This window comes from Mucilaginibacter phenanthrenivorans, from assembly GCF_024721155.1.
Taxonomy (GTDB): Bacteria; Bacteroidota; Bacteroidia; order Sphingobacteriales; family Sphingobacteriaceae; genus Mucilaginibacter; species Mucilaginibacter phenanthrenivorans.
The window spans coordinates 326,472-349,547 of sequence record NZ_JAHVAP010000007.1; the positions used below are offsets into that span (position 1 = coordinate 326,472).

Annotated in this window: 18 protein-coding genes; all 18 read left to right on the top strand. The window is 37.0% G+C overall.

The genetic code is table 11. The features are described 5' to 3' along the window. The first annotated feature begins 115 nt into the window (after window positions 1–115). The 18 genes from rpoC to KXD93_RS18920 all read left to right on the top strand — a co-directional run bounded on the left by rpoC (window position 116) and on the right by KXD93_RS18920 (window position 23,073). The gene (gene rpoC, locus KXD93_RS18835; protein ID WP_258138893.1) at window positions 116–4,402 is read left to right on the top strand and encodes a DNA-directed RNA polymerase subunit beta'; all 4,287 of its coding nucleotides are present in this window, start codon (window positions 116–118) and stop codon (window positions 4,400–4,402) included. A 140-nt stretch (window positions 4,403–4,542) separates the two neighbouring features. Beyond that, window positions 4,543–5,853, top strand: a complete 1,311-nt coding sequence (locus KXD93_RS18840; protein ID WP_258138894.1) for a nucleotide sugar dehydrogenase — start codon at window positions 4,543–4,545, stop codon at window positions 5,851–5,853. A gap of 69 nt (window positions 5,854–5,922) precedes the next feature. Then, window positions 5,923–6,234 carry a DUF3467 domain-containing protein gene (locus KXD93_RS18845; protein WP_258138895.1) on the top strand — a complete coding sequence of 104 codons (312 nt, stop codon included), beginning with the start codon at window positions 5,923–5,925 and terminating at the stop codon, window positions 6,232–6,234. Between the two features lie 157 nt (window positions 6,235–6,391). Next, complete coding sequence (locus KXD93_RS18850; protein WP_258138896.1) at window positions 6,392–7,213, top strand: polysaccharide biosynthesis/export family protein; 822 nt, start codon at window positions 6,392–6,394, stop codon at window positions 7,211–7,213. Window positions 7,214–7,327: 114 nt separating this feature from the next. Next, window positions 7,328–9,742, top strand: a complete 2,415-nt coding sequence (locus tag KXD93_RS18855) for a GumC family protein (RefSeq protein ID WP_258138897.1) — start codon at window positions 7,328–7,330, stop codon at window positions 9,740–9,742. 108 nt (window positions 9,743–9,850) lie between these two features. Next, window positions 9,851–10,894, top strand: a complete 1,044-nt coding sequence (locus KXD93_RS18860; RefSeq protein ID WP_258138898.1) for a ferredoxin--NADP reductase — start codon at window positions 9,851–9,853, stop codon at window positions 10,892–10,894. Between the two features lie 29 nt (window positions 10,895–10,923). After that, complete coding sequence (rfbF, locus tag KXD93_RS18865; RefSeq protein WP_258138899.1) at window positions 10,924–11,694, top strand: glucose-1-phosphate cytidylyltransferase; 771 nt, start codon at window positions 10,924–10,926, stop codon at window positions 11,692–11,694. Next, window positions 11,672–12,781: a CDP-glucose 4,6-dehydratase gene (rfbG, locus tag KXD93_RS18870; RefSeq protein WP_258138900.1), complete on the top strand. Its 1,110-nt coding sequence runs from the start codon at window positions 11,672–11,674 to the stop codon at window positions 12,779–12,781. The genes rfbF and rfbG overlap by 23 nt, the downstream gene beginning before the upstream one ends. Further along, a complete protein-coding gene (locus tag KXD93_RS18875) occupies window positions 12,769–13,683 on the top strand; it encodes an NAD-dependent epimerase/dehydratase family protein (RefSeq protein ID WP_258138901.1) in 915 nt (304 codons plus the stop codon). Before rfbG ends, KXD93_RS18875 begins: the two co-directional genes overlap by 13 nt. After that, entirely contained in the window at window positions 13,673–14,938 is a 1,266-nt protein-coding gene (rfbH, locus tag KXD93_RS18880) for a lipopolysaccharide biosynthesis protein RfbH (RefSeq protein WP_258138902.1), read from the top strand. The genes KXD93_RS18875 and rfbH overlap by 11 nt, the downstream gene beginning before the upstream one ends. 1 nt (window position 14,939) lies before the next feature. Beyond that, entirely contained in the window at window positions 14,940–16,316 is a 1,377-nt protein-coding gene (locus KXD93_RS18885) for a lipopolysaccharide biosynthesis protein (protein ID WP_258138903.1), read from the top strand. Between the two features lie 10 nt (window positions 16,317–16,326). Continuing rightward, entirely contained in the window at window positions 16,327–17,319 is a 993-nt protein-coding gene (locus KXD93_RS18890; protein WP_258138904.1) for a glycosyltransferase family 2 protein, read from the top strand. A 15-nt stretch (window positions 17,320–17,334) separates the two neighbouring features. Beyond that, entirely contained in the window at window positions 17,335–17,970 is a 636-nt protein-coding gene (locus tag KXD93_RS18895; protein ID WP_258138905.1) for a CatB-related O-acetyltransferase, read from the top strand. 412 nt (window positions 17,971–18,382) lie between these two features. Continuing rightward, on the top strand, window positions 18,383–19,414 hold the full coding sequence (locus tag KXD93_RS18900) for an O-antigen ligase family protein (RefSeq protein WP_258139032.1): 1,032 nt from the start codon (window positions 18,383–18,385) through the stop codon (window positions 19,412–19,414). An 89-nt stretch (window positions 19,415–19,503) separates the two neighbouring features. Further along, window positions 19,504–20,376: a glycosyltransferase family 2 protein gene (locus tag KXD93_RS18905; RefSeq protein ID WP_258138906.1), complete on the top strand. Its 873-nt coding sequence runs from the start codon at window positions 19,504–19,506 to the stop codon at window positions 20,374–20,376. A 140-nt stretch (window positions 20,377–20,516) separates the two neighbouring features. Further along, window positions 20,517–21,434, top strand: coding sequence for a phosphoglycerate dehydrogenase (locus KXD93_RS18910; RefSeq protein ID WP_258138907.1), 918 nt, complete (start codon window positions 20,517–20,519; stop codon window positions 21,432–21,434). A 13-nt stretch (window positions 21,435–21,447) separates the two neighbouring features. Next, window positions 21,448–22,440 carry a Gfo/Idh/MocA family protein gene (locus KXD93_RS18915; protein ID WP_258138908.1) on the top strand — a complete coding sequence of 331 codons (993 nt, stop codon included), beginning with the start codon at window positions 21,448–21,450 and terminating at the stop codon, window positions 22,438–22,440. A gap of 27 nt (window positions 22,441–22,467) precedes the next feature. After that, the gene (locus KXD93_RS18920) at window positions 22,468–23,073 is read left to right on the top strand and encodes a D-sedoheptulose-7-phosphate isomerase (protein WP_258138909.1); all 606 of its coding nucleotides are present in this window, start codon (window positions 22,468–22,470) and stop codon (window positions 23,071–23,073) included. Window positions 23,074–23,076 lie beyond the last annotated feature (3 nt).

Here is a 23,076-nt window from a genome sequence, read left to right on the forward strand (position 1 = left end):
GAGTGAATTAGTGATTGAGCCAATCAATTGTTAATTCACTCATTCCAAAAAGAAACGGTGATAAACTCACTAATTCACTAACTCGCTAATTCAATCATTAAAAACAAAGGAGACTATGTCTTACAAAAAGGATAATAAAATCAAGAGTAATTTCACCACGATTACCATCAGTTTAGCTTCCCCGGAATCTATTCTTGAGCGTTCAAGCGGTGAAGTTTTAAAACCTGAAACCATTAACTACAGGACCTACAAGCCTGAGCGTGATGGTTTATTCTGCGAGCGTATTTTTGGTCCGGTTAAAGATTATGAGTGCCATTGCGGTAAATACAAGCGTATCCGTTACAAGGGTATTGTTTGCGACCGTTGCGGTGTTGAAGTAACCGAAAAGAAGGTGCGTCGTGAGCGTATGGGCCACATCAATCTGGTGGTTCCTGTTGCGCACATCTGGTACTTCCGCTCGTTACCAAATAAAATTGGTTACTTATTGGGCTTACCAACAAAAAGACTTGACTTAATCATTTACTACGAACGTTATGTAGTAATCCAGGCTGGTATTAAAGAGGCTGACGGAATCAACAAAATGGATTTCCTTACAGAAGAAGAATACCTTGACGTATTGGATACCTTACCAAAGGAAAACCAGTACCTGGATGATAAGGATCCGCAAAAATTCGTAGCTAAAATGGGCGCCGAGGCTTTAGAGGAGTTGTTAAAACGCCTTAACCTTGATGAACTTTCATTTAGCTTACGTCACCAGGCTGCTAACGAAACTTCACAGCAACGTAAAAACGAAGCTTTGAAACGTTTACAGGTTGTTGAAGCTTTCCGTGATGCAAAAACAAGGATTGAAAATAACCCTGAGTGGATGATCGTTAAGATCGTTCCGGTTATCCCGCCTGAATTGCGTCCGTTAGTGCCATTGGAAGGCGGTCGTTTTGCAACGTCCGACTTAAATGACCTTTACCGTCGTGTAATTATCCGTAACAACCGTTTAAAACGTTTGATCGAGATAAAAGCACCGGAAGTTATTTTACGTAACGAAAAACGTATGTTACAGGAAGCTGTTGACTCGTTGTTCGATAACTCACGTAAGGTAAACGCGGTTAAAACCGAAGGTAACCGCGCTTTGAAATCACTTTCAGACATCCTGAAAGGTAAACAAGGCCGTTTCCGTCAGAACTTATTAGGTAAACGTGTTGATTATTCAGCCCGTTCGGTAATTGTTGTAGGTCCTAACCTTAAATTACACGAGTGTGGTTTACCAAAAGATATGGCTGCCGAGCTGTTTAAACCATTTATCATCCGCAAAATGATTGAGCGTGGTGTAGTTAAAACAGTAAAATCTGCCAAAAAGATTGTTGACCGTAAAGACCCATTAGTTTGGGACATTTTGGAAAACGTATTGAAGGGCCACCCTGTATTATTAAACCGTGCGCCTACGCTGCACAGGTTAGGTATCCAGGCCTTCCAGCCAAAACTGGTTGAAGGTAAGGCGATTCAATTACACCCGTTAACCTGTACCGCCTTTAACGCGGATTTTGACGGTGACCAGATGGCTGTTCACGTACCCCTGGGTAACGCAGCAATTTTGGAAGCCCAGGTATTAATGCTTGCATCGCACAACATCCTTAACCCTGCTAACGGAACACCTATTACCGTTCCATCTCAGGACATGGTGCTGGGTTTGTACTACATAACCAAAGGCCGTAAAACAGATGCTGATCGCGTTGTAAAAGGTGAAGGTTTAACATTCTATTCTGCAGAAGAAGTAATTATAGCTTATAACGAACGCAAGATTGACCTGCACGCCTTTATTAAGGTAAAAGGAATGATCAAAGAACGTGACGGGCATATAGTTAGCAAAATTATTGATACTACCGTTGGCCGCGTGTTGTTTAACCAACATGTCCCGGTTGAAGTAGGTTATATAAATGAGTTGCTTACCAAGAAATCACTGCGTGATATCATTGGTGAAGTGGTGAAAATTACCGGTATGGCACGCGCTGCCCAATTCCTTGATGATATTAAGGAATTAGGTTTCAGAATGGCCTTCCAGGGTGGTTTATCATTTAACCTGAAAGACATCAATATCCCTGCTGAAAAAGTTACACTCATCGAAACAGCTTCTAAACAAGTTGAAGAGGTAATGGGTAACTACAACATGGGTTTCATTACAAATAATGAGCGTTACAATCAGATCATCGATATCTGGACCCGTATCAACAACCGCTTAACTGCGAATGTGATGGACATCCTTTCGAATGATAACCAGGGCTTCAACTCTGTATATATGATGCTTGACTCCGGAGCGCGCGGTTCTAAAGAGCAGATTCGTCAGCTTGCAGGTATGCGTGGTTTGATGGCTAAGCCTCAGAAATCAGGTTCAGGTGGTGAGATCATTGAAAACCCGATCCTTTCGAACTTTAAAGAAGGTTTGTCGGTATTGGAATACTTTATCTCAACTCACGGTGCACGTAAAGGTTTGGCGGATACGGCGTTAAAGACAGCGGATGCTGGTTACTTAACCCGTAGGTTGCATGACGTTGCCCAGGATATGATCGTAGGTACAGTTGATTGCGGTACTTTAAGAGGTATCTACACAACTGCATTAAAAGATAACGAGGATATTGTTGAACCATTGTATGACCGTATTTTAGGCCGTACCTCTTTACATGATGTACTCGACCCTATTACTAATAAATTATTGGTATCGGCTGGTCAGGACATCACTGAAGAAATTGGTAAAACTATCGAGAACTCTCCTTTAGAGGGTATCGAAATTCGTTCGGTATTAACTTGCGAAAGCAAACGCGGTGTATGTGCATTGTGCTACGGACGTAACCTTGCAAGCGGCAAACGCGTGCAGAAAGGTGAAGCTGTTGGTGTAATTGCTGCACAGTCGATTGGTGAGCCGGGAACACAGTTAACGTTACGTACATTCCACGTGGGTGGTACCGCATCAAACATCGCGGCTGAATCACAGATCAACGCAAGGTTCGATGGTATTATCGAGTTTGAAAACGTTCGTACAGTTGAATACAAAACCGAAGAGGGTTTGGTAGAAGTTGTATTGGGCCGTTCAGGTGAGTTCCGCATTGTTGAAGAAGGTACAAATAAAGTTATTGTAACCAACAACATCCCATATGGTGCTTACTTATATGTGAAGGATGGCAGCAAGATCACCAAAGGTGACCGGATCTGTTCATGGGATCCATATAACGCGGTAATTATATCTGAATTTGCAGGTGTTGCCAAGTTTGAGGCTGTATTGGAAGGTATTACCTTCCGTGAAGAATCAGATGAGCAAACAGGTCACCGCGAAAAGGTAATTATCGATACGAGAGATAAAACTAAGAACCCGGTTATCCAGGTTGCTGATAATAAAGCAAATATCATTAAAGGATATAACATTCCTGTAGGAGCTCACATTGCTGTTGAAGAAGGTGAAAAACTACAAACAGGACAGGTTATTGCTAAAATCCCTCGCTCAACCGGTAAAACCCGGGATATTACAGGTGGTTTGCCACGTGTAACCGAGTTATTTGAAGCACGTAACCCATCAAACCCTGCTGTAGTAACTGAAATTGACGGTGTGGTAACTTTAGGTGGTGTTAAACGTGGTAATCGTGAGATCACCATTGAATCAAAAGACGGACAGGTTAAAAAGTACCTTGTTCCATTGTCGAAACACATCCTGGTACAGGATAACGACTTTGTGAAGGCTGGTATGCCATTGTCTGATGGTTCAATATCTCCTGCTGACATCCTTGCTATTAAAGGCCCTGCTGCAGTGCAGGAATACCTGGTGAATGGTATACAGGAAGTTTACCGTTTACAGGGTGTGAAGATCAACGATAAACACTTTGAAGTGATCGTTCACCAGATGATGCAGAAGGTAGCTATTGAAGATGCCGGCGATACCCGTTTCCTTGAAAGGGAAGCAGTTGACAGCTGGGATTTCATGCTGGAAAATGACGATATCTTTGACAAGAAGGTTGTTACTGAACCAGGTGATTCAACAAGCTTGAAATCAGGTCAGATAGTATCAGTAAGAAGATTACGCGACGAAAACTCAATCTTAAAACGTAAGGATTTAAGATTAGTTGAAGTACGTGACGCTATTGCTGCAACTTCAAGCCCAATGCTGCAAGGTATTACAAGGGCTTCGTTAGGTACTAAGTCGTTTATCTCGGCTGCATCGTTCCAGGAAACTACAAAGGTTCTGAACGAAGCTGCAATTGCAGGTAAGAAGGACTTAATGCTTGGTTTAAAGGAGAACGTTATTGTGGGTCACCTTATTCCTTCAGGAACAGGTTTACGTGAATATGAAAATATCCGCGTAGGTTCTCAGGAAGAATTTGACCGCCTGATGGCTTCAAAAACTGAGGAAATAGAAGCATAAGCAGATTAAACTTATAATAATAACAAAAGCCTTCCCATTAAAACGGGAAGGCTTTGTTATTTTAGCCAAAATATTTGAAATATACCGACTAGTTGGTATATGACTGTGTTTGTAAAAAATATAGATTGCACCTTATAAGGATGGAGAAATTTGACCCGGTAAATTCTAAAATTGCGATAATTGGCTTAGGCTATGTTGGGCTTCCCCTTGCAATTGAATTTGCAAAGAAGTATGCTGTTGTTGGATTCGATATTAAAAAAGATCGAATAAATGATTTACTGCGGGGTAAAGATTATACCAACGAGGCTGACGTTGAGGAAATGAACAAGGTGATGACGTCAGCCGTTTTAAATAGGGGGCTATATTTTTCTTCAAATCTTCAGGATCTGAGCGCGTGCAATACTTTTATAATTACTGTGCCGACACCTGTTGATCATTTTAAATCGCCGGATTTGAAACCATTGTTATATGCGTCAGAGATAGTAGGGGGGAAGTTAAAGAGAAATGACATAGTGATTTATGAATCTACTGTTTACCCGGGTTGCACGGAGGATGACTGCGTACCTGTGTTAGAAAAGTATTCAGGCTTAAAATTCAACGAGGATTTTTTTTGCGGATACTCGCCCGAGCGCATCAATCCGGGAGACAAAATTAACACCTTAACAAAGATCATAAAAGTAACCTCCGGCTCGACACCAGCCATAGCCGACTATGTTGATGATCTATACGGCTCTATAATTGAAGCAGGAACCTATAAGGCGCCAAGTATAAAGGTTGCTGAAGCCTCGAAGGCCATTGAAAATGCCCAACGGGATGTTAACATTTCTTTTGTAAATGAACTGGCTTTGATTTTTGACCTGATAGGTATTGATACCAATGATGTTTTGGCGGCCGCCGGAACAAAATGGAACTTTTTAAAATACAAACCAGGCTTAGTTGGGGGCCATTGTATAGGCGTTGACCCATATTACCTCGCTCACAAAGCGGAATCATTAGGCTATCATCCTCAGGTTATACTTTCAGGCCGCAGGGTTAATGATAATATGGGGGTTTTTGTAGCCAATAAGGTGATTAAATTAATGGTAAAAAAAGGGCATAAGATTGATGGCTCAAAGGCGCTTATCTTGGGGATAACGTTCAAGGAAAACTGCCCGGATATACGTAATTCTCAGGTTATTGACATATATAACGAACTGAATCAATTTGGCCTGACTGTTGATGTTTTCGACCCTCACGCCAATGCAGATGAAGTAAAAAAGCAATATGGGATCGAAATAATCAAAAATTTTAAAACAATAGCGGATGATGGTATGTTATACGATGCCATCATATTGGCAGTATCGCATGTGGAGTTCATTGAACTTGATTTAAGTAAATACAGTAACAATAAAACTGTAATATTTGATACTAAAGCAGTGCTTGACCGTGATATTGTTGATGGGAGATTATAATAAATTAAACAGAGAGTTAAATTTAGAGAAAGCTTACATTTAAATGACAAGCTTTGTTATTTTTGAAAGATGGAAGAACAAAACGAGAATCAATTGAATATTGAACTTTCAGAAGAAATTGCTGAAGGTATTTATTCAAACCTTGCCATAATTACACATTCAAGTTCTGAGTTTGTGCTTGACTTTATACGTGTGATGCCCGGAGTGCCAAAAGCAAAAGTGCGATCACGAATAATTTTAACACCTGAGCATGCCAAACGCCTTTTGACTGCGTTGGAAGACAACCTTGAAAAGTTTGAAGCAGTGAACGGGCGTATAAAAATTCAGCAGGAACCTTCGGGATTTCCTATGAATTTTGGAGGAACGGTTGGGCAGGCTTAAATTCATAATTTATTAATATTAAGCCACATTTATTGATAATTAATTAGAATTTTGGCTCATTAATTAAAAAAAATAAATTTTTAGTTGTTATAAAAAATACAAATTACTATATTGCATCACTATTTATCTGCTATTAAGAAACATTAATTATAAATACATGAGGAAATCTTTAATTAAGAGATTTTGTTTATTTGCGTCGGTTTTATACCTGTCATTCACAATTGTCTCCTGTTCATCTGTTAAGAAAATTAAATATTTTCAGGATATTCCAGATTCTGGGCAACTGAAAACAATTGCTAAAGTTGAATATACTCCACCAGTAATAAAAGTTGACGATATTTTAACTGTTATTGTTTCAACTATTGATCCGCAAAACACTGCTGTAATCAATTTAGGAAACGTTCCTGTTTCAAGTACAGGTACATCGCTAAGTTCGAGTAGTTTGGCAACGGCAAGCCAACAGGTATCCTCAGGTTATTTGGTCGATAAGAATGGCGAAATTGAAGTACTAATACTCGGGAAAATAAAAGTAGCCGGCTTAACAACATCGGAAGCCACTGCGAAAATAAATGAGGCAGCATTGAAATATTATAAAAATCTCACTGTAATTGTGCGGTTTGCAAATTTTAAAATTAGTGTTACTGGTGAAGTATTAAAACCCGGTGTATATGTTATGCCTAATGAAAAGGTGAGTGTGTTAGACGCGTTAGCATTAGCAGGAGATTTGACAATATTTGGCAAACGAGAAAATGTACTACTAATTAGGGAGAATTCAGATGGCTCCAAGACACCATATAGGATCAATTTAAAAAGGAGCGATATTATGTCAGCGCCGTATTTTTATCTTCGTCAAAATGATGTGATCTATGTAGAGCCTAGAAAAGCGAAGTCCGACGCAACAGATGCCTCTCAGGCAAAGTATATAACTTTGGCAGCTTCTGTTTTATCTATTTTAATCATTATTGCAACAAGGAAATAGCAAATTAATTTTGTGATAATAAGCTCAAGAACTACTAAGCAGTTTTTAACATTGTATACCGGGCATATACTATCATTAAGTGTTTTTTAATTTATAGGGAAATTTTTAATTGTAATGGGTACTCAAAATCCAATAACTCAAAATCAGGCATTTCAAAATCAGCAAGAAGACGATGAATTTGATTTCAAAAATTTTTTAACGAAGATTATTTCGAATTGGCCGATATTTTTGATTTGCGTTCTACTATTTGGTATTGTCGGATATTTCTACAGGCATTATTCTACCTTAAATTATAAAATTAATGCAATGATACTTGTGTCTGATGACAAACCGGGCAGTTCGTCGGGCGGCGCAGGGAGTGGACTAAGCGCTTTAACTGATATATCCTCACTATTGGGCGTTCCCAACAATGCTGAAAATGAAGCGGAAATACTTAAGTCCAGGAGTGTAGTAAGTGAAGTTGTTAACGATATGCAACTTGATCTTATCATATACAGGAATGAAAATTTAAGATCGGTTGAATTATACGATGAGGCCCCTTTTTCGGTTGCAATCACTCATAAATTAGATTCCATTCAAACCAAAGAGTATAAATTAAATATTAAAGGGGATAAATTGAATTTAACAAATAGCGGAGATGACATTAATATAAATGCCAGCTTTGGCCAGGTTATCCATCTTAATGGCTATGATTTAACTTTCACTTTAAAACCAAACCGTCCTATAGAAAAATTAGGATATACTATAGCTATTTTATCGGCAGATAAGGCGGTTGAGAATTTGTCAAAGGCACTCGAAATTGGTCTATCAAGTAAGACAACGACAACCATTGATTTGGCCCTACAATATCCTAATTCGAAAAAGGGTGAAGCTATTCTAAATAAAATTATGGACGTTTATTTAAAAGATAATATATCAAATAAGGTTCAAATTGCTGATAGTACCCTTGCTTTTATTAAGAATCGATTAGATCTGGTTGATAAGGAATTGTCGGGTGTGGAGACAAACTTTGAACAGTTTAGAAAAGAAAATAAAATTGCGGATGTTGATGAGCAATCGAAGGCATTAATTGATGCTTCAAGTGATTTTCAAAAACAATTGAGCACACTTGATGTACAGATTTCGGTTGTTCAGGATTTGAAAAAATATCTAAACAACCCCAATAACAAAAAAATTATACCTGCTACTTTGTCTATTCAAAGTGATGCTTTATCAAAAACTATTAGTACCTATAATGAATTATTACTCGAAAGAGATAAACAGAGTTTGATTGTCACGGATGATAATCCATATATTAAAGGTTTAGATTCACAGATTGACGGTTTTAGGACAACCATTCTCAAAAATTTAGATATTTATTACCAATCGTTAATAGTAAGCAAGGATAACCTCCAATCTCAAAACAAAGTATTTAATGGGAAAATAGAAAGTGTACCTGCTTTATCGAGGAAGTTTTTAGATTTTAGCAGGTTACAAACTGTAAAACAAGACTTATACGTTTTTTTATTGCAAAAAAGAGAAGAAACAGCTATTTCAAAAACGTCTACGATTTCTACTGCCAGAATTATAGATCCAGCTAAAAGTGCTTATGAGCCCGATAAATCTAAAGTAAATTTTATTGCACTTTTGTTTTTGGCCTCGGGTTTTTTACTTCCACTGGGATTTCTCTCTCTTAAAGAATTGTTTAATATTAGGATAATTTCTAAAGACGATATTGAAGCGTATTCGAAAATACCCATTGTTGGCGAAATAAGTCATAATCCAGACAGCAGCGGAATGGTTATTGAAAACAAATCAAGGTCAATTATCTCGGAACAATTTCGTGATTTACGAACTAATTTACAATATCTGTTAAGTTCAAATAAATCCCAGGTAATTTTGCTTACTTCAAGTATGAGTGGTGAAGGAAAATCTTTTATATCATTGAATGTCGGTAGTGTTATTGCTTTAAGTGGAAAGAAAGTTGTTTTTCTTGAGTTGGATTTACGTAAGCCTAAATTATCTGAAAATTTGGGTCTTGATAAATCTAACGGATTTTCCAACTATATCATATCTGACAAACTTGATATTGATTCCATATTAAAACCGATTGAATCTGTTGAAAACTGTTTTATTATTAGTTCTGGTGGCATACCTCCTAACCCTTCCGAACTATTATTAAATGAGAAATTAGGTGATTTGATAGAGAAATTAAAGGCTCGGTTTGATTACATTATAATTGATAGTGCGCCAGTTGGAATGGTTTCGGATGCGTTAATAATTGAAAAGTATGCAGACATTACATTGTATATAATTCGACAGAAATATACATTAAAATCACAACTGGGTATTGTAAATGACCTTGTTGCTACTAATAAATTGAAGCGGGCATATCTTGTTGTGAATGATATTGAATTTAAAAAAGCTGGATACTACGGTGGTTACGGCTATGGCTACGGGTATGGTTACGGCTATGGCTACGGTTATGGTGAGGATACGAAAACAAAGGAGAAGTGGTATAGCAAGCTTTTTAAAAAGAAACATGCTTAAGCATAATTTTTATTTATTCTTATACTTTTTTCTAAGAGAGCGAATAAAGATTTTTTAAAACTGGCAGAATAGTTAATTGTGCTTTAATGTATTGGTTGAATTAAAACAATGTTGACTTTTACTCTAAAAATAGCCGAAATAATAAGGGAAAATTCCGACACAGTAACATTGTGCCTAAAACAGCCGGGGTTAAAAAAAATAAAATATTTACCAGGGCAATATCTTACATTAATATTTAGAATAAACGGACGCAAGTATATAAGGCCTTATTCGTTTTCATCGGCCCCTGGCGTTGATCAATACTTATGCGTAACTGTAAAACGTGTACCTGGCGGTATCGTATCAAATCACATAAATGATTTTGTGAAGATTGATGACGTGGTTGAGATTTTTCCTCCCATGGGCGAGTTTACATTCAATCCGGAACAAATAGGTGCTGATAAGCACATCTTTTTATGGGGAGCCGGTAGTGGTATAACACCGCTGATTTCGATTGCTAAATATATCTTGCACAATAAAACGGGCAATAAGGTGATATTGGTTTACGGTAACCGAAACACAGAGGCCGTTATATTTAAAGATCAGATATTCGCATTGGAACGAGAATTTCAAAAGGATTTTGATACCTGGCATTTTCATACCCAATTAAGTCTTGTTGAAGGCTATACCAATGTAATCCAGGGTAGGATAAGCCCGGAAACGGTTCTCTCGGTAATGAAAAATGAAACTAATCTTAGTGAAACAATTCATTATATATGTGGGCCAGCAGGTCTAAAGGAGTCTGTACGAAATGTTTTAAATAAATTTTCAGTGCCGGATGAGAATGTATTAACTGAAGATTTTGAGGTTGTGAAGGACTTGACAGATTTTGAGGATATCACTACGCAGTTTATCGAGATTGTAAAGGGCGGGGATAGAACAAAAGTTGAAGTTACAAAAGGCAATAGCATACTAAACGCTGGATTGGACGCATTGGTTGATCTGGATTATTCCTGCCAAACAGGAAGTTGTATGCTTTGTAAGGCAAAAATATTGCGTGGCAATGTTAAAATGATAGGTTTAAAAAGGATACCTGAGCAACTGGCAAAAGACGAGTGCTTATTGTGTTGCGGATATCCATTGTCGGATAATGTCCAACTTGCTGTTTTTTAAAGATTTACATTTAATAATAGAGAAACATAATGAAAGTAGTTTTATTAGCCGGCGGGTTAGGAACCCGATTGTCAGAAGAAACCATCTTAAGGCCCAAGCCAATGGTTGAAATTGGAGGTATGCCTATTTTGTGGCATATTATGAAGATCTATTCATCCCATGGATTTAATGATTTTGTAATTTGTTTAGGCTATAAGGGTTATATAATTAAAGAATACTTTGCCAATTACTTTTTGCATAAATCAGACGTAACTATTAACTTGAAAGACAATTCTATCAAAGTACATGACAGTCAGGCAGAGCCATGGACCATAACTTTGGTTGACACAGGTAATGAATCAATGACCGGGGGGCGGATTAAAAGAATACAATCCCATATTGGTAACGAAACTTTTATGCTTACTTACGGTGATGGAGTAAGCAATGTAAATATTACAGAACTGGCCAAATATCACAAGGAGAAAGGTAAATATTGTACAGTTACTTCCGTTCAGCCGTCAGGACGTTTTGGCGCCATAAATATCAATGATGACAAAAGTGTTCACTCTTTTATGGAGAAGCCCAAGGGGGATGGGGCATGGATAAACGGAGGATTTTTTGTTTGCGAGCCCGCTGTTTTCGACTATATTGAGGGTGACAGCACAATATGGGAAAGAGACCCTATGGAAAAAATTGCGCTTGATGGACAAATGACCGCGTATGAACATGACGGCTTTTGGAAGCCTATGGATACATTAAGGGATAAGCAGGAGCTTGAAACTGATTGGTTAAACAATAATGCTAAATGGAAAACCTGGTAATATGGGCTTTAATAATATCTTTAGCGGAAAAAAAGTTTTAATAACCGGACATACTGGTTTCAAAGGGTCGTGGTTAGCTATATGGCTTAAGGAATTAGGCGCCGAAGTTTATGGATATGCCTTACCCCCATATTCAGATCAAGATAATTTTGTTACTACAGGCCTGGCAAAACAGATAAATCATTTCGAAGGGGATGTAAGAGATGGAGCTAAGCTTACAGGATACTTTGCTGAAATTCAGCCGGATATTGCTTTTCATCTTGCTGCACAGCCACTGGTATTGCTTTCGTATAGCGATCCGGTTGGAACATTTGAAACAAACCTGATGGGGGTAATTAATTTTTTTGAGGCGGTTCGTACAACCCCTTCAGTTAAGGTGGCCATAAACGTAACCAGCGATAAATGCTATGACAATAAAGAGTGGGTTTGGGGGTACCGGGAAAATGACCCAATGGGTGGAAAGGATCCTTATAGCGCCTCGAAAGGATGTGCAGAACTTATCACCAGCTCATACTTACATTCGTTTTTTAATAATAGCCACTGCCTCGTGGCTTCTGCCAGGGCAGGGAATGTTATAGGAGGAGGTGATTGGGCTAAAGATCGTATAGTTCCTGATTATTTCAGGGCATTTAAAGCAGGACAAAAACTTACTATAAGAAATCCTCATGCCACCAGGCCCTGGCAGCATGTGCTTGAGCCGTTAAGTGGGTATCTGTGCCTGGCGGCATCACTTTATGAGAAAGGTGATAAATATGTTGGCGGGTGGAATTTTGGGCCCGAGGACACTGCGAACTATTCAGTAAAAGACCTTATTGATAAAATGCTTTTAATTGACAGTACAGGAGGCTATGAAATCCCTGAAAATGCTGTTAAACCTCATGAGGCGACTTTGTTAAAGTTAGATATATCAAAAGCTGTAAATTATTTAAACTGGCGGCCTGTATTATCATTTGATGAGACTGCCGATTTTACAGTAAGCGGTTATAAAGATGATATTTCAGCTAACGATATTCTTTCAAAAAGGGTGGAACAAATAAAATTATATACAAATAAAGCCATACAAAAGAAAATTGAATGGGCGATATAAGGAAAATCTTAGTAACGGGTGCCAGCGGCTTTTTAGGCAGCCATTTGCTGGATTTGCTTATTAAAAAAGGTTATACACCTGTGGTGTTTTTGCGGGCAAACTCCGATACATGGCGAATTAAACATTTGCGGGAAAGTTACAAAGCTTTTATTTCGGAAGGTAATCTGGAAAGGGATATACAATTATTATTTGATCAACACGATATTGAAGCAATATTACACACAGCTACAGAATATGGAAGACAAAAACCGTTATCACAAATTATTGAAACCAACGTTATTTTTCCATTAAAGCTTATTGAAGCCGGTTTAAAGCATAAACTTAAGCTGTTTGTAAATACCGATACATTTTTTGGTAAAAGTCAATTCAATTTACAGTATTTAAATAATTATACATCATCAAAAAGAATATTGGAAGGGCTTTTGCAAACGGTATCTTCAGAACTTGGCATAGTAAATCTTAGAATAGAGCATTTGTATGGAGAAAATGATTCTGAACAGAAATTTGTAACCAGTATATTTAAGCAAGCCCTCCGAAACGAAAAGGAAATATTGCTTACTGAAGGCTTACAAAAACGGGATTTTATTTACGTGGATGACGTTGTTAATGCTTTTATAACTATTATAGAAGAGAATAGTCTTCTTAGCGGATACCATGAATTTGAAGTAGGCACTGGGCAATCTATTAGTGTTAAAGAGTTTGTTAATGGTATTGCTGAAATGACTGAAACTAAAGCTATTTTAAACTTTGGCGCAATACCAGTTCGGAATGGAGAAATAGAGGATTCGTATGCAAATATAGATCCATTGAAAAAATTGGGATGGAAACCTCAATATGATATAACACAAGCATTGAAAAAAATAATTCAAACAGAGAAAGAAAGGTTTACCTATGAAAATTGATTTTGACTTAAAAACATTTAAACCTAGCGTACCAGGAGTTAACTATATTCCTGTAACAGGTAAAATAATTGAAGAAGACGATCTGATGCTTGGTATGGAAGCGGTAGCAGACGGCTGGCTTACAGCTGGAAGGTTCTCAAACGCTTTTGAAAAGGAATTCGCTGATTATTTTGGCGCCCCCAAAGCATTATTAGTAAATTCAGGCTCATCAGCAAATCTGGTAGCATTTTATGCATTAACATCTCCAAAGTTGGGTGAGAGGGCAATTAAACCCGGTGATGAAGTAATTACAGTTGCTGCGGGTTTCCCTACAACTGTAAACCCAATAGTTCAGTTTGGCGCAATCCCTGTTTTTATCGATGTGGATATTGCGACGCATAATGTAAAAGCTGATCTTATTGAGTCAGCCGTATCACCCAAGACAAAAGCCATAATGATTGCTCACTCGTTAGGGAATCCGTTTGACCTGGATGAGGTGATGAGAGTAGCCCGAAAATATAATTTATGGGTGGTAGAAGATGATTGTGATTCTTTGGGCGCTACTTACAAAGGAAAGAAGACCGGAACGTTTGGAGATATATCTACATTTTCATTTTATCCGGCCCATCACATCACAATGGGCGAGGGGGGGGCTGTTTTAATAAACAACCCGGTATTAAGTAAGCTTGCAGAAAGCTTTAGAGATTGGGGGCGGGACTGTTATTGTGAACCAGGTAAAGATAATACCTGCGGTTGCCGCTTTGCACAACAATTAGGATCACTACCTTATGGATATGACCATAAGTATACTTACTCACATATTGGCTTTAACTTAAAAGTTACCGATATGCAGGCTGCCATCGGTCTTTCTCAGTTACGAAAAGTAGATAGGTTTGTTGAAAAGAGGAAACAGAATTATAAGGCTTTATATCAACGTATGAAGCGATTTGAAGATGTTTTTATTCTGCCGGAACCTACTCCAAATAGCGATCCGTCATGGTTCGGCTTTTTGATGACTCTTAGAGATGGGGATGCTGCTGACAGACACATGCTGGTTCAACATCTGGAAGAAAATAAAATAGGTACCCGTTTATTATTTGCAGGAAACCTGCTTCGCCAGCCGGCTTATGCAGACGCAAAACATAGGGTAGTTGGCGACTTAACTAACACAGATATCATCATGAACCGATCTTTTTGGCTGGGTGTGTGGCCTGGGTTAGATGAAGTTCACTATGATTATATAGAAAAAGTAATAGCTGACTATTTAAATGGGTAACATGCTTGTTGTTATTCGAAATACTTTTAAAAGATTTGGTATTGATCAGGCCATTGCTTACACAGTGCTGGCCCGTGTACTACAGGCTGGTGGTGGAGCAATATCTATTGTATTTATTGCACGGTATCTTAACAATGTTGAGCAAGGGTACTATTTTACGTTTAGCAGTATAATAGCTATACAAATATTTTTCGAATTAGGTCTTTCAAATATCATAACCCAATTTGTTGCTCACGAGGTTGCCCATTTGTCCTGGACCAGCAAAAGTGAGTTGGAAGGATCTCCTGAGGCTTTATCACGTTTGTCATCGCTTTTGCGCTTTTGTGTAAAGTGGTTTGCTGTTATTTCGTTTGTTTTAATTTTTATATTAATAATTACGGGCTACGTTTTCTTTAACAAGTATGGCAAAAATTCCCAGATAAGCTGGCAGCTGCCGTGGGTTGTTTTATCAGTGGCTACAGCATGTTTGCTGATGGTATCACCAATTTTGGCTTTTTTTTCGGGGTTAGGATTGGTTAAGGAAGTAGCCCAGGTTAAGTTGTTACAACAAGTTCTTAATTTGTTTTTTCTTTTTTTTCTGTTGCCGTTGGGGGGCAAACTCTATGCAAGTCCAATAGGATCGTTTATGTCATTTGTTGTGGTACCGATATGGATATTCTTCTCTTATAAAAGGAAACTTCTATATTTTATATGGGATAAGCTAAAAGAATGGACCATACATTATCGCAACGAAATATTCCCGTATCAATGGCGTATTGCATTGAGTTGGATAAGCGGGTATTTTATGTACCAATTATTTAACCCTGTACTTTTTGCCACTGATGGCCCTATAGTAGCCGGCCAAATGGGAATTTCCCTGGCAGCTTTGTCCGGGATATTAACCATATCCTTAAGCTGGATAAATACAAAGGTTCCGTTATTTTCAAGCTTAGTTGCAAAAAAGAATTACTCCGAGTTGGATAACGTGTTCAATAGAACATTAAAGCAAGCAAGTTTAATTTGTATTTTATGTTTGTTTTGTTTTGTTGTTGTTATTGCTGTTTTTAAAAGCCATAAAATGAGCATAGGAAATCGATTTTTGCCAATTTTACCATTAATACTTTTATCATTATCCACCTTCGTAAATCAATTGGTATCGGCATGGGCTACATATTTAAGATGCCACAAAAGAGAGCCCTTTCTCGTTTTTTCTATAGTGTTGGCAATTTTAACGGCAGGGGCCACATTAGGATTTGGAAAAATGTTTGGATTGATGGGTATTGTTGCCAGTTATACATTTCTAACTGTTTGCATAAGTTTGATTTGGGCTTTTATCATATTTAAGAGGAAAAAGATAGAATGGCATTCTGAGGTACCAGAATTGACAGGATCTAATTGAACGTTAACATATGTCAACAATTGAAAATCCATTATTGACTATTGCAATACCAACTTATAACAGATCGGTATTTTTAGATAGAGCATTAAGTTATTTATCTAAACAACTAAAAAATGATGATCTCCCCGTTGAAGTCATAGTATCAGACAACTGCTCGATTGACGATACCGAAAATATTGTAACAAAGCATATAAAAGATGGTTTAAATATACAATATTTCAAGAATGCTGTTAATAAGGGCATGGACTTTAACATAGCCCAATGTTATTTATTAGCACGGGGTAAATATGTTTTAGCCTTGGGGGATGACGATTTTTTGTTAGAAGGCTCATTGAAATTATTAACAGAATTACTAACTGGCTCTGATTATGGAGATGTTTATTTTAAGAGCTCTGGATATAATAAGAATAGTAAAGATAGTGTGGATGCCGACAAATTTAGTTATGAAGAATTTTCGGATCCTTTAATCTTTATAAAGAAGGTACATTATTATATAACCTTTATATCGGGAAATATTGTAAACACAAAATACCTGGATAGGGAATATATGTTAAACTATTTGGGTACAAGTTTACCGCAGGTTCCATTTATTTTAGAAGCCATTATTTCCGCCCCCAAGAATGCAATTATTAATACAGTTTTGTTAGGGGTTGAATTGGATAATACCGGGGGATATAATTTATTTAAAGTATTCGGTAGAAATTTTAACAAAATTATAGACGAAGCGAGAGCAGCAAGTCCCGAATTGATTAAAAAGATAAAGAAAGTGATAAATAGAAATTTACTGATCGGTTTTTTTCCTGATTATATTTTGAGATTTAGAACAAACTACAAAAATGATTTTATCAAGGCTGATCCAATAAATGAATTGCAAACCCTATACAAGGGCAATTTTTATTTTTACTTGTGCTGCTATCCTATCGCTTATTTGCCCAAAGGAATAGCAAGAATTTATAGACACGGCATTAAATTGTTTTCGAAGTTACGCAAACTAATTTCTTAAATAAATATTAGAAATATGAAGGCATTTAAAAATATGGTTATTAGGGAAATTGTTAAAATGCAATTTAATAAAGCTTGGAGGAAAAGAAATAACCATAACTTTACTATAGCTAAAAGTACTTTTCCGGTTGAAAAGGTTGAGGTTGGGAACTATACATACGGTAATTTAAACGTAAGGACTTACGGTTCAGATAATGAGTATTTGAAGATTGGGCATTTTGTTTCAATAGGTACGGATACCAAATTTATCCTTGGCGGTAATCACCCCTCCGATACTTTATCAACTTATCCTTTTCAACAAAAAATATTCGGTAAACAAACATTATCTTATTCGAAGGGACCTATTGTTATAGAAGATGATGTTTGGATTGGTGAAAGTGTGATAATACTTTCCGGGATTACTATAGGCCAGGGTGCAGTTGTAGGGACCGGAAGTGTAGTTACTAAAAGTGTTGAACCATATTCAATAGTTGCCGGCAATCCGGCAGTTTTAAAAAAATACAGGTTCTCAAATGACGTTATCACTGAATTGCTAAAAATCAATTATAGCAATTTAACCCCTTCTATTATAGAAGAAAACATTGAATTTCTTTCGCATAAAAAGATTGAAGATATAAACGCTGTAGGTTTTTTCTCCGCAAAAATGGAATGATGTTTAATTATTGCTAAATAACCAATCAGTTTAAGTTATGGAAACTATTATAGTTTATTTCATTTTTATTTTTACAGCCGGGTTGACGATGTTAAGCTTGAACAGGGGCGTACAATTCTATGTATTGCTTTTCCCGTTTTTGCAGCCGTACTTGGTTTTGGGTTTTGGGGGAACTCACTATCCCATGCCTTTAATTTTAACTGCGATAGTGTTTTCATGTATTATTGTGAAAAGACTGTCGAACAAAAAAAAGGAAGTGGAAATGAAGTCTAATTTTCTTTCATATCCAATAGCACTTTTTACCATTCTTTTATTGTTGACCGTTATATTCAATCTGAATATAATTGGTACGAATGTTGTTAATTTTTTGATAATGTTTTTTCAAAAACTGTCTGTAGCTTATATAGGCTGGATGGCATTTAACAGCGTAAAAAAAGGAGAACAGCTAATTGGAAAAATACTAAAGATATTCTTTCTGCTTGCTATATATGGTATAATTGAAAGTTTACTTCATGCTAATCCGATAATTGATTTCCTCGCGAATAGCAGTTCAAAAGGAATTGATGCCGATACTATCTTAAGGTATACAGCCGATGACGATCGTGGATACCGGGTACAAACAATTTTTTATCATGCTTATTCCTGGGGTGGTTGCCTGGTGATTTTGGCCTCGACATATTTATATCTGGTATTTAATGCCAAAACAACAACTTTGTTTTATAAATATAGCCTGGTATTTTTGATCATCTTTTTAAATATCTTTTTTACACGTTCCAGGTCTTGTTTTTTACCTACTATGGCATCAATTTTTGCCTTATTATGGATCATGCCCAGGAATAAAAAAAAGGCCATATTTATCTCCTTTTTAGTGATGGCCACGGTTTTTTCGATGGCGTTTTCACCCAAATTACTCGATAGTTTTAAGATGTATTTCACAGCTAAAGATGATGGAAGTGTTAAGGGAAGCAGCTCCGAATTAAGGGCGACCCAACTTGCATCTGCAGTATCAACAATTAAAGACAAGCTAATTACAGGAAATGGCTTTGGATCGGTAAGAAAATTACTTCATGATTCTGGATCTGATACAGATTTGAAAGGGGCCGAAAGTATCTGGTTTGTCGTTTTAATTGATACTGGCATAATTGGTATTATAGCCTATCTATTATTTTACATTAATATCATACGCAGTTTTATAAAGGAAAAGAAGAAGGCATTAAATAAGGATATTTCCAGGGGGGTAAGCGTCATAATTGTTACTATAATTTGCCACTTTACATTTATAAGTCTTACTGGTGAGATGAATACCTTTCCATTTTTTATGCTTTATCTTGGCATCGCCAGCAAGTATATATTTGTTAAATTAAGGGAAGAAAAGGAAAATGCTCTTTATAATGAGTACCCAGATGCGGGCATACCAGTAATTAGTGAGAGCGCAGTTCTCTAAACACTGAATAGTATAATAGATTCATCAGCAAAGTGGAGCATAGTAAAATCAATATAGTTAAAGACAGGTATAAAACCGGGATAGTTATTTTGAACTGGAACGGGCTGGATGATACATTGGAATGTTTAGTATCTATTCAAAATTATTGCAAAAGCGATGACTTTTTAGTTGTGCTGGTTGACAATAATTCTTCCGAGTCGATCGAACCCTTATTCAACTCAAAATGGGATATCCCCTTAGTAGTAATTAAAAATAGCGAAAATAAAGGCTTTGCCGAGGGGAATAATGTGGGCATTGAGGCTATATTAAAGTATAATGTAGATTACATATTGCTGCTAAATAATGACACCTTGCTATTAGATGATTTATTGGCTAAAATGACCAATATCATGTTTAAGTATCCAAATGTTGGTATAGCGGGAGCAGTGAATTATTACTACTCTGATCCTGGAAAAATTTGGCAGGCGGGCGCTAAAGTTTCCCTTCAAACCGGGAAAATCAAGCTTATGGATATAAATCCCGACTTAGAGATTATGGATATGGATTATGTTCCGGGATCTTCACTAATGTTCCGATCTTCGGTAGAAGCAAAAATTGGCGCCCTGGATGCTAATTTTTTTGCCTATTCAGAAGAACTGGATTTCTGCTTAAGAGCGAAGAAAGAGAAGTTTGATGTTGTGTGTATTCCTGCTGCCAAAATTCTTCATAAAGTTGGGAAGTCATCGCCAAAGCCGGCAAAAGAATACTTGCGGTTGAGGAACAAATTTTATTTGTTTAAAAGACATTCTAAGCCGGCAAACTTTTTATTTATCTCTTTAAAGGAAACTTTTAAAGCATTTATCAAAGCTGGTATCCAACTATTTAAAAAAGGTTCAATAATATATTACAGTGCTATATATTACGCGATAAGAGATTATAATCGGAAGAATTTTGAAAAAGGTGAGTTCGAACGCTTTTTGTAATTAATAAGTATTGGTCGATAGATAAACAAATTCGTAATATTTTAACTTTATTTACTAATAATTGCTATTTTTACATTTAAATGGATATTTTGTTGAAAACTATAAAATAGCTTAATTTAATATTTTTTGTTACCTACTCTATGAAAATTTTGACATCGCCCTCTTCTTTCGGGCAAATTAGCAGCGAACCTATTGATTTACTTACCAAAAATGGTTTTGATGTAATCAACAATCCATATGGAAGAAAACTTACCGAAGATGAAGTAATAGAGCTGGCTGCGGATTGTGTTGGTATTGTGGCAGGCGTTGAACCATTAACTGCGCGTGTTATGGACGTATTGCCAAATCTTAAATGTATTAGCAGGGTAGGCATCGGGATGGATAGCGTTGATTTAAATTATGCAGCTAAAAAAGGTATAATTATAAGAAATACACCTGATGGGCCAACCCGTGCCGTAGCAGAACTTACCCTGGCCATGACCTTATCATTACTGCGAAAAATTCCTCAGGCCCACTACGATTTAAAAAATAAGATTTGGAAAAAGCAGGTTGGAAACCTTATTCTAAATAAAGTTGTAGGAGTTATTGGATTAGGGAGGATAGGTAAGTTAGTATCAGAGTTGTTTAGTGGCATCGGTAATCCTATAATTGGATATGACCCATATGCCGACGAAGCCTGGGCTTCAAAGCATGGAGTTAAGCTGGTAGATCTTGAAACATTGTTAAAAACGGCGGACATTATAACAATACATGTTCCTGGCAATGAAGATGGTTCGCCAGTAATAGGGGCCTCAGAGATAGACTTGATTAAACCTGCGGCTTTTTTAATCAATATATCTCGTGGTGGTATTGTTGACGAAACTGCTTTATATGAAGCGCTTGCCAGTAAGAAATTAGCCGGTGCAGCAATTGATGTATTCTCCGAAGAACCGTATACAGGTAACCTGTGTGATCTTGATAATGTGGTACTAACCCCTCATCTAGGATCATATGCGGAAGAAGGAAAGCTGCTGATGGAAATAGATGCAGTTAATAACCTTATTAATGCTTTAAAATAAAACTACTATCTATATGAATTACAAAGTCGGTATTATTGGCTATGGTGTAATGGGTAAAACCCGTAACCTGGCTATAACTGAAATTAAAAGGGGGAAGGTCGTCGCGATATCAGAACCAAACCTGGGAGCTGATTTTGAGGGAATTCCTAATTTGAGCCACGAAGAAATTATTAATCATCCTGATCTGGACGTAATTGTTGTTTGCACGCCTAATTTTCTTAATAAAGACCTTACAATAAGAGCTCTTAATGCCGGTAAGCACGTTTTTTGCGAAAAGCCACCGGCATTTACAGGGGCGGATATTGAAGAAATAATAATTGCTGAAAAAAATAGCGGTAAAGTGCTCATGTATGGCTTTAATCATCGCCATCATGATAGTGTGATGCACATGAAAAGGCTTATTGACAGCAATGAATATGGCAAAGTTTTGTGGCTAAGGGGGCGTTATGGTAAAAGTGTAACTGCTGATTATTTTAATCAATGGCGTGCAAAAAAAGAACTTGCGGGAGGGGGGATATTAATGGACCAGGGTATTCATATGCTTGATCTGTTTTTGTTTTTGTCTGGCGATTTTGATGTTGTTAAAGCTGAAGTTTCAAACCTTTATTGGCATATGGACGTGGAAGACAATGCCTTTGTTATTCTTAAAGAATCTGCTACGGGAAAAGTAGCATCTCTTCATTCTACAATGTCTCAGTGGCGCCATTTATTTTCATTAGAGATATTTTTGGAAAAAGGTTATATGGTGCTAAATGGCCTGATAACTTCGAGCATGTCGTACGGTGAAGAAACGCTTTCTGTTGCTAAAAACCGATCTACAGCACCTGCCGCTACATGGCAAGATGAGGTGATAACTAAATATGTAAATAATAATAGCTGGCGTTATGAAATGGATCATTTTTTTGATGCCATTGATAATAATAAATCGGTAACTATTGGCAACTCAGATGATGCGCTTAAATTAATGCGCATTATTGATAAAGTATACGAGCAGAAAGATTTTTAAATCATTGTAAAATAACTTATTAATAACATGGAAAGAACAAATTTGCTAAAAGACTATTTACAGGACTATGTTGGCCGTTTAACGGATATTTTAAATAAAATCGATCCTGAAAAATTAGGACAGGTTGTTACAACCTTTATTGAAGCCTTTAAAAGCGGTAATACAATTTATGTAGTTGGTAACGGAGGCAGCGCTGCTACGGCATCACACATGCAAGCCGACTTTAGGTTTTTTGTGCGTTACTTCTCAAAATTTCGTCCTAAAATTATTGCTTTAACAGATAACGTACCTATGATAACCGCAATAGGTAATGATAATAACTTTGACGATGTTTTTGTTGAGCAAATGCGCGGCCAATTTGTAGCAGGCGACGTTTTGATAGCGATATCTGCCAGTGGTAACTCGCCAAATTTAGTTAAGGCTGCTGAATATGCTAATGAGCTTGGCGGCAAAACCATTGCTTTTGTTGGCTTCTTAGGTGGCAAGCTGAATGAAATATCAACAGTACCGTTGTATACGCCAAACCCTAAAGGCGATTATGGCCCAATTGAAGATGTGCACATGATATTGAATCATATAATTGTTAACTATCTTTCAAAAGACGAGGAATTTTTGGCACTTACCGCTAATTAACAG

Excerpts from the sequence above, each read along its gene's own strand:
- rpoC (WP_258138893.1), top strand. The coding sequence starts at position 116 with ATGTCTTACAAAAAGGATAATAAAATCAAGAGTAATTTCACCACGATT.
- KXD93_RS18840 (WP_258138894.1), top strand. The coding sequence starts at position 4,543 with ATGGAGAAATTTGACCCGGTAAATTCTAAAATTGCGATAATTGGCTTA.
- KXD93_RS18845 (WP_258138895.1), top strand. The coding sequence starts at position 5,923 with ATGGAAGAACAAAACGAGAATCAATTGAATATTGAACTTTCAGAAGAA.
- KXD93_RS18850 (WP_258138896.1), top strand. The coding sequence starts at position 6,392 with ATGAGGAAATCTTTAATTAAGAGATTTTGTTTATTTGCGTCGGTTTTA.
- KXD93_RS18855 (WP_258138897.1), top strand. The coding sequence starts at position 7,328 with ATGGGTACTCAAAATCCAATAACTCAAAATCAGGCATTTCAAAATCAG.
- KXD93_RS18860 (WP_258138898.1), top strand. The coding sequence starts at position 9,851 with ATGTTGACTTTTACTCTAAAAATAGCCGAAATAATAAGGGAAAATTCC.
- rfbF (WP_258138899.1), top strand. The coding sequence starts at position 10,924 with ATGAAAGTAGTTTTATTAGCCGGCGGGTTAGGAACCCGATTGTCAGAA.
- rfbG (WP_258138900.1), top strand. The coding sequence starts at position 11,672 with ATGCTAAATGGAAAACCTGGTAATATGGGCTTTAATAATATCTTTAGC.
- KXD93_RS18875 (WP_258138901.1), top strand. The coding sequence starts at position 12,769 with ATGGGCGATATAAGGAAAATCTTAGTAACGGGTGCCAGCGGCTTTTTA.
- rfbH (WP_258138902.1), top strand. The coding sequence starts at position 13,673 with ATGAAAATTGATTTTGACTTAAAAACATTTAAACCTAGCGTACCAGGA.
- KXD93_RS18885 (WP_258138903.1), top strand. The coding sequence starts at position 14,940 with ATGCTTGTTGTTATTCGAAATACTTTTAAAAGATTTGGTATTGATCAG.
- KXD93_RS18890 (WP_258138904.1), top strand. The coding sequence starts at position 16,327 with ATGTCAACAATTGAAAATCCATTATTGACTATTGCAATACCAACTTAT.
- KXD93_RS18895 (WP_258138905.1), top strand. The coding sequence starts at position 17,335 with ATGAAGGCATTTAAAAATATGGTTATTAGGGAAATTGTTAAAATGCAA.
- KXD93_RS18900 (WP_258139032.1), top strand. The coding sequence starts at position 18,383 with ATGGCATTTAACAGCGTAAAAAAAGGAGAACAGCTAATTGGAAAAATA.
- KXD93_RS18910 (WP_258138907.1), top strand. The coding sequence starts at position 20,517 with ATGAAAATTTTGACATCGCCCTCTTCTTTCGGGCAAATTAGCAGCGAA.
- KXD93_RS18915 (WP_258138908.1), top strand. The coding sequence starts at position 21,448 with ATGAATTACAAAGTCGGTATTATTGGCTATGGTGTAATGGGTAAAACC.
- KXD93_RS18920 (WP_258138909.1), top strand. The coding sequence starts at position 22,468 with ATGGAAAGAACAAATTTGCTAAAAGACTATTTACAGGACTATGTTGGC.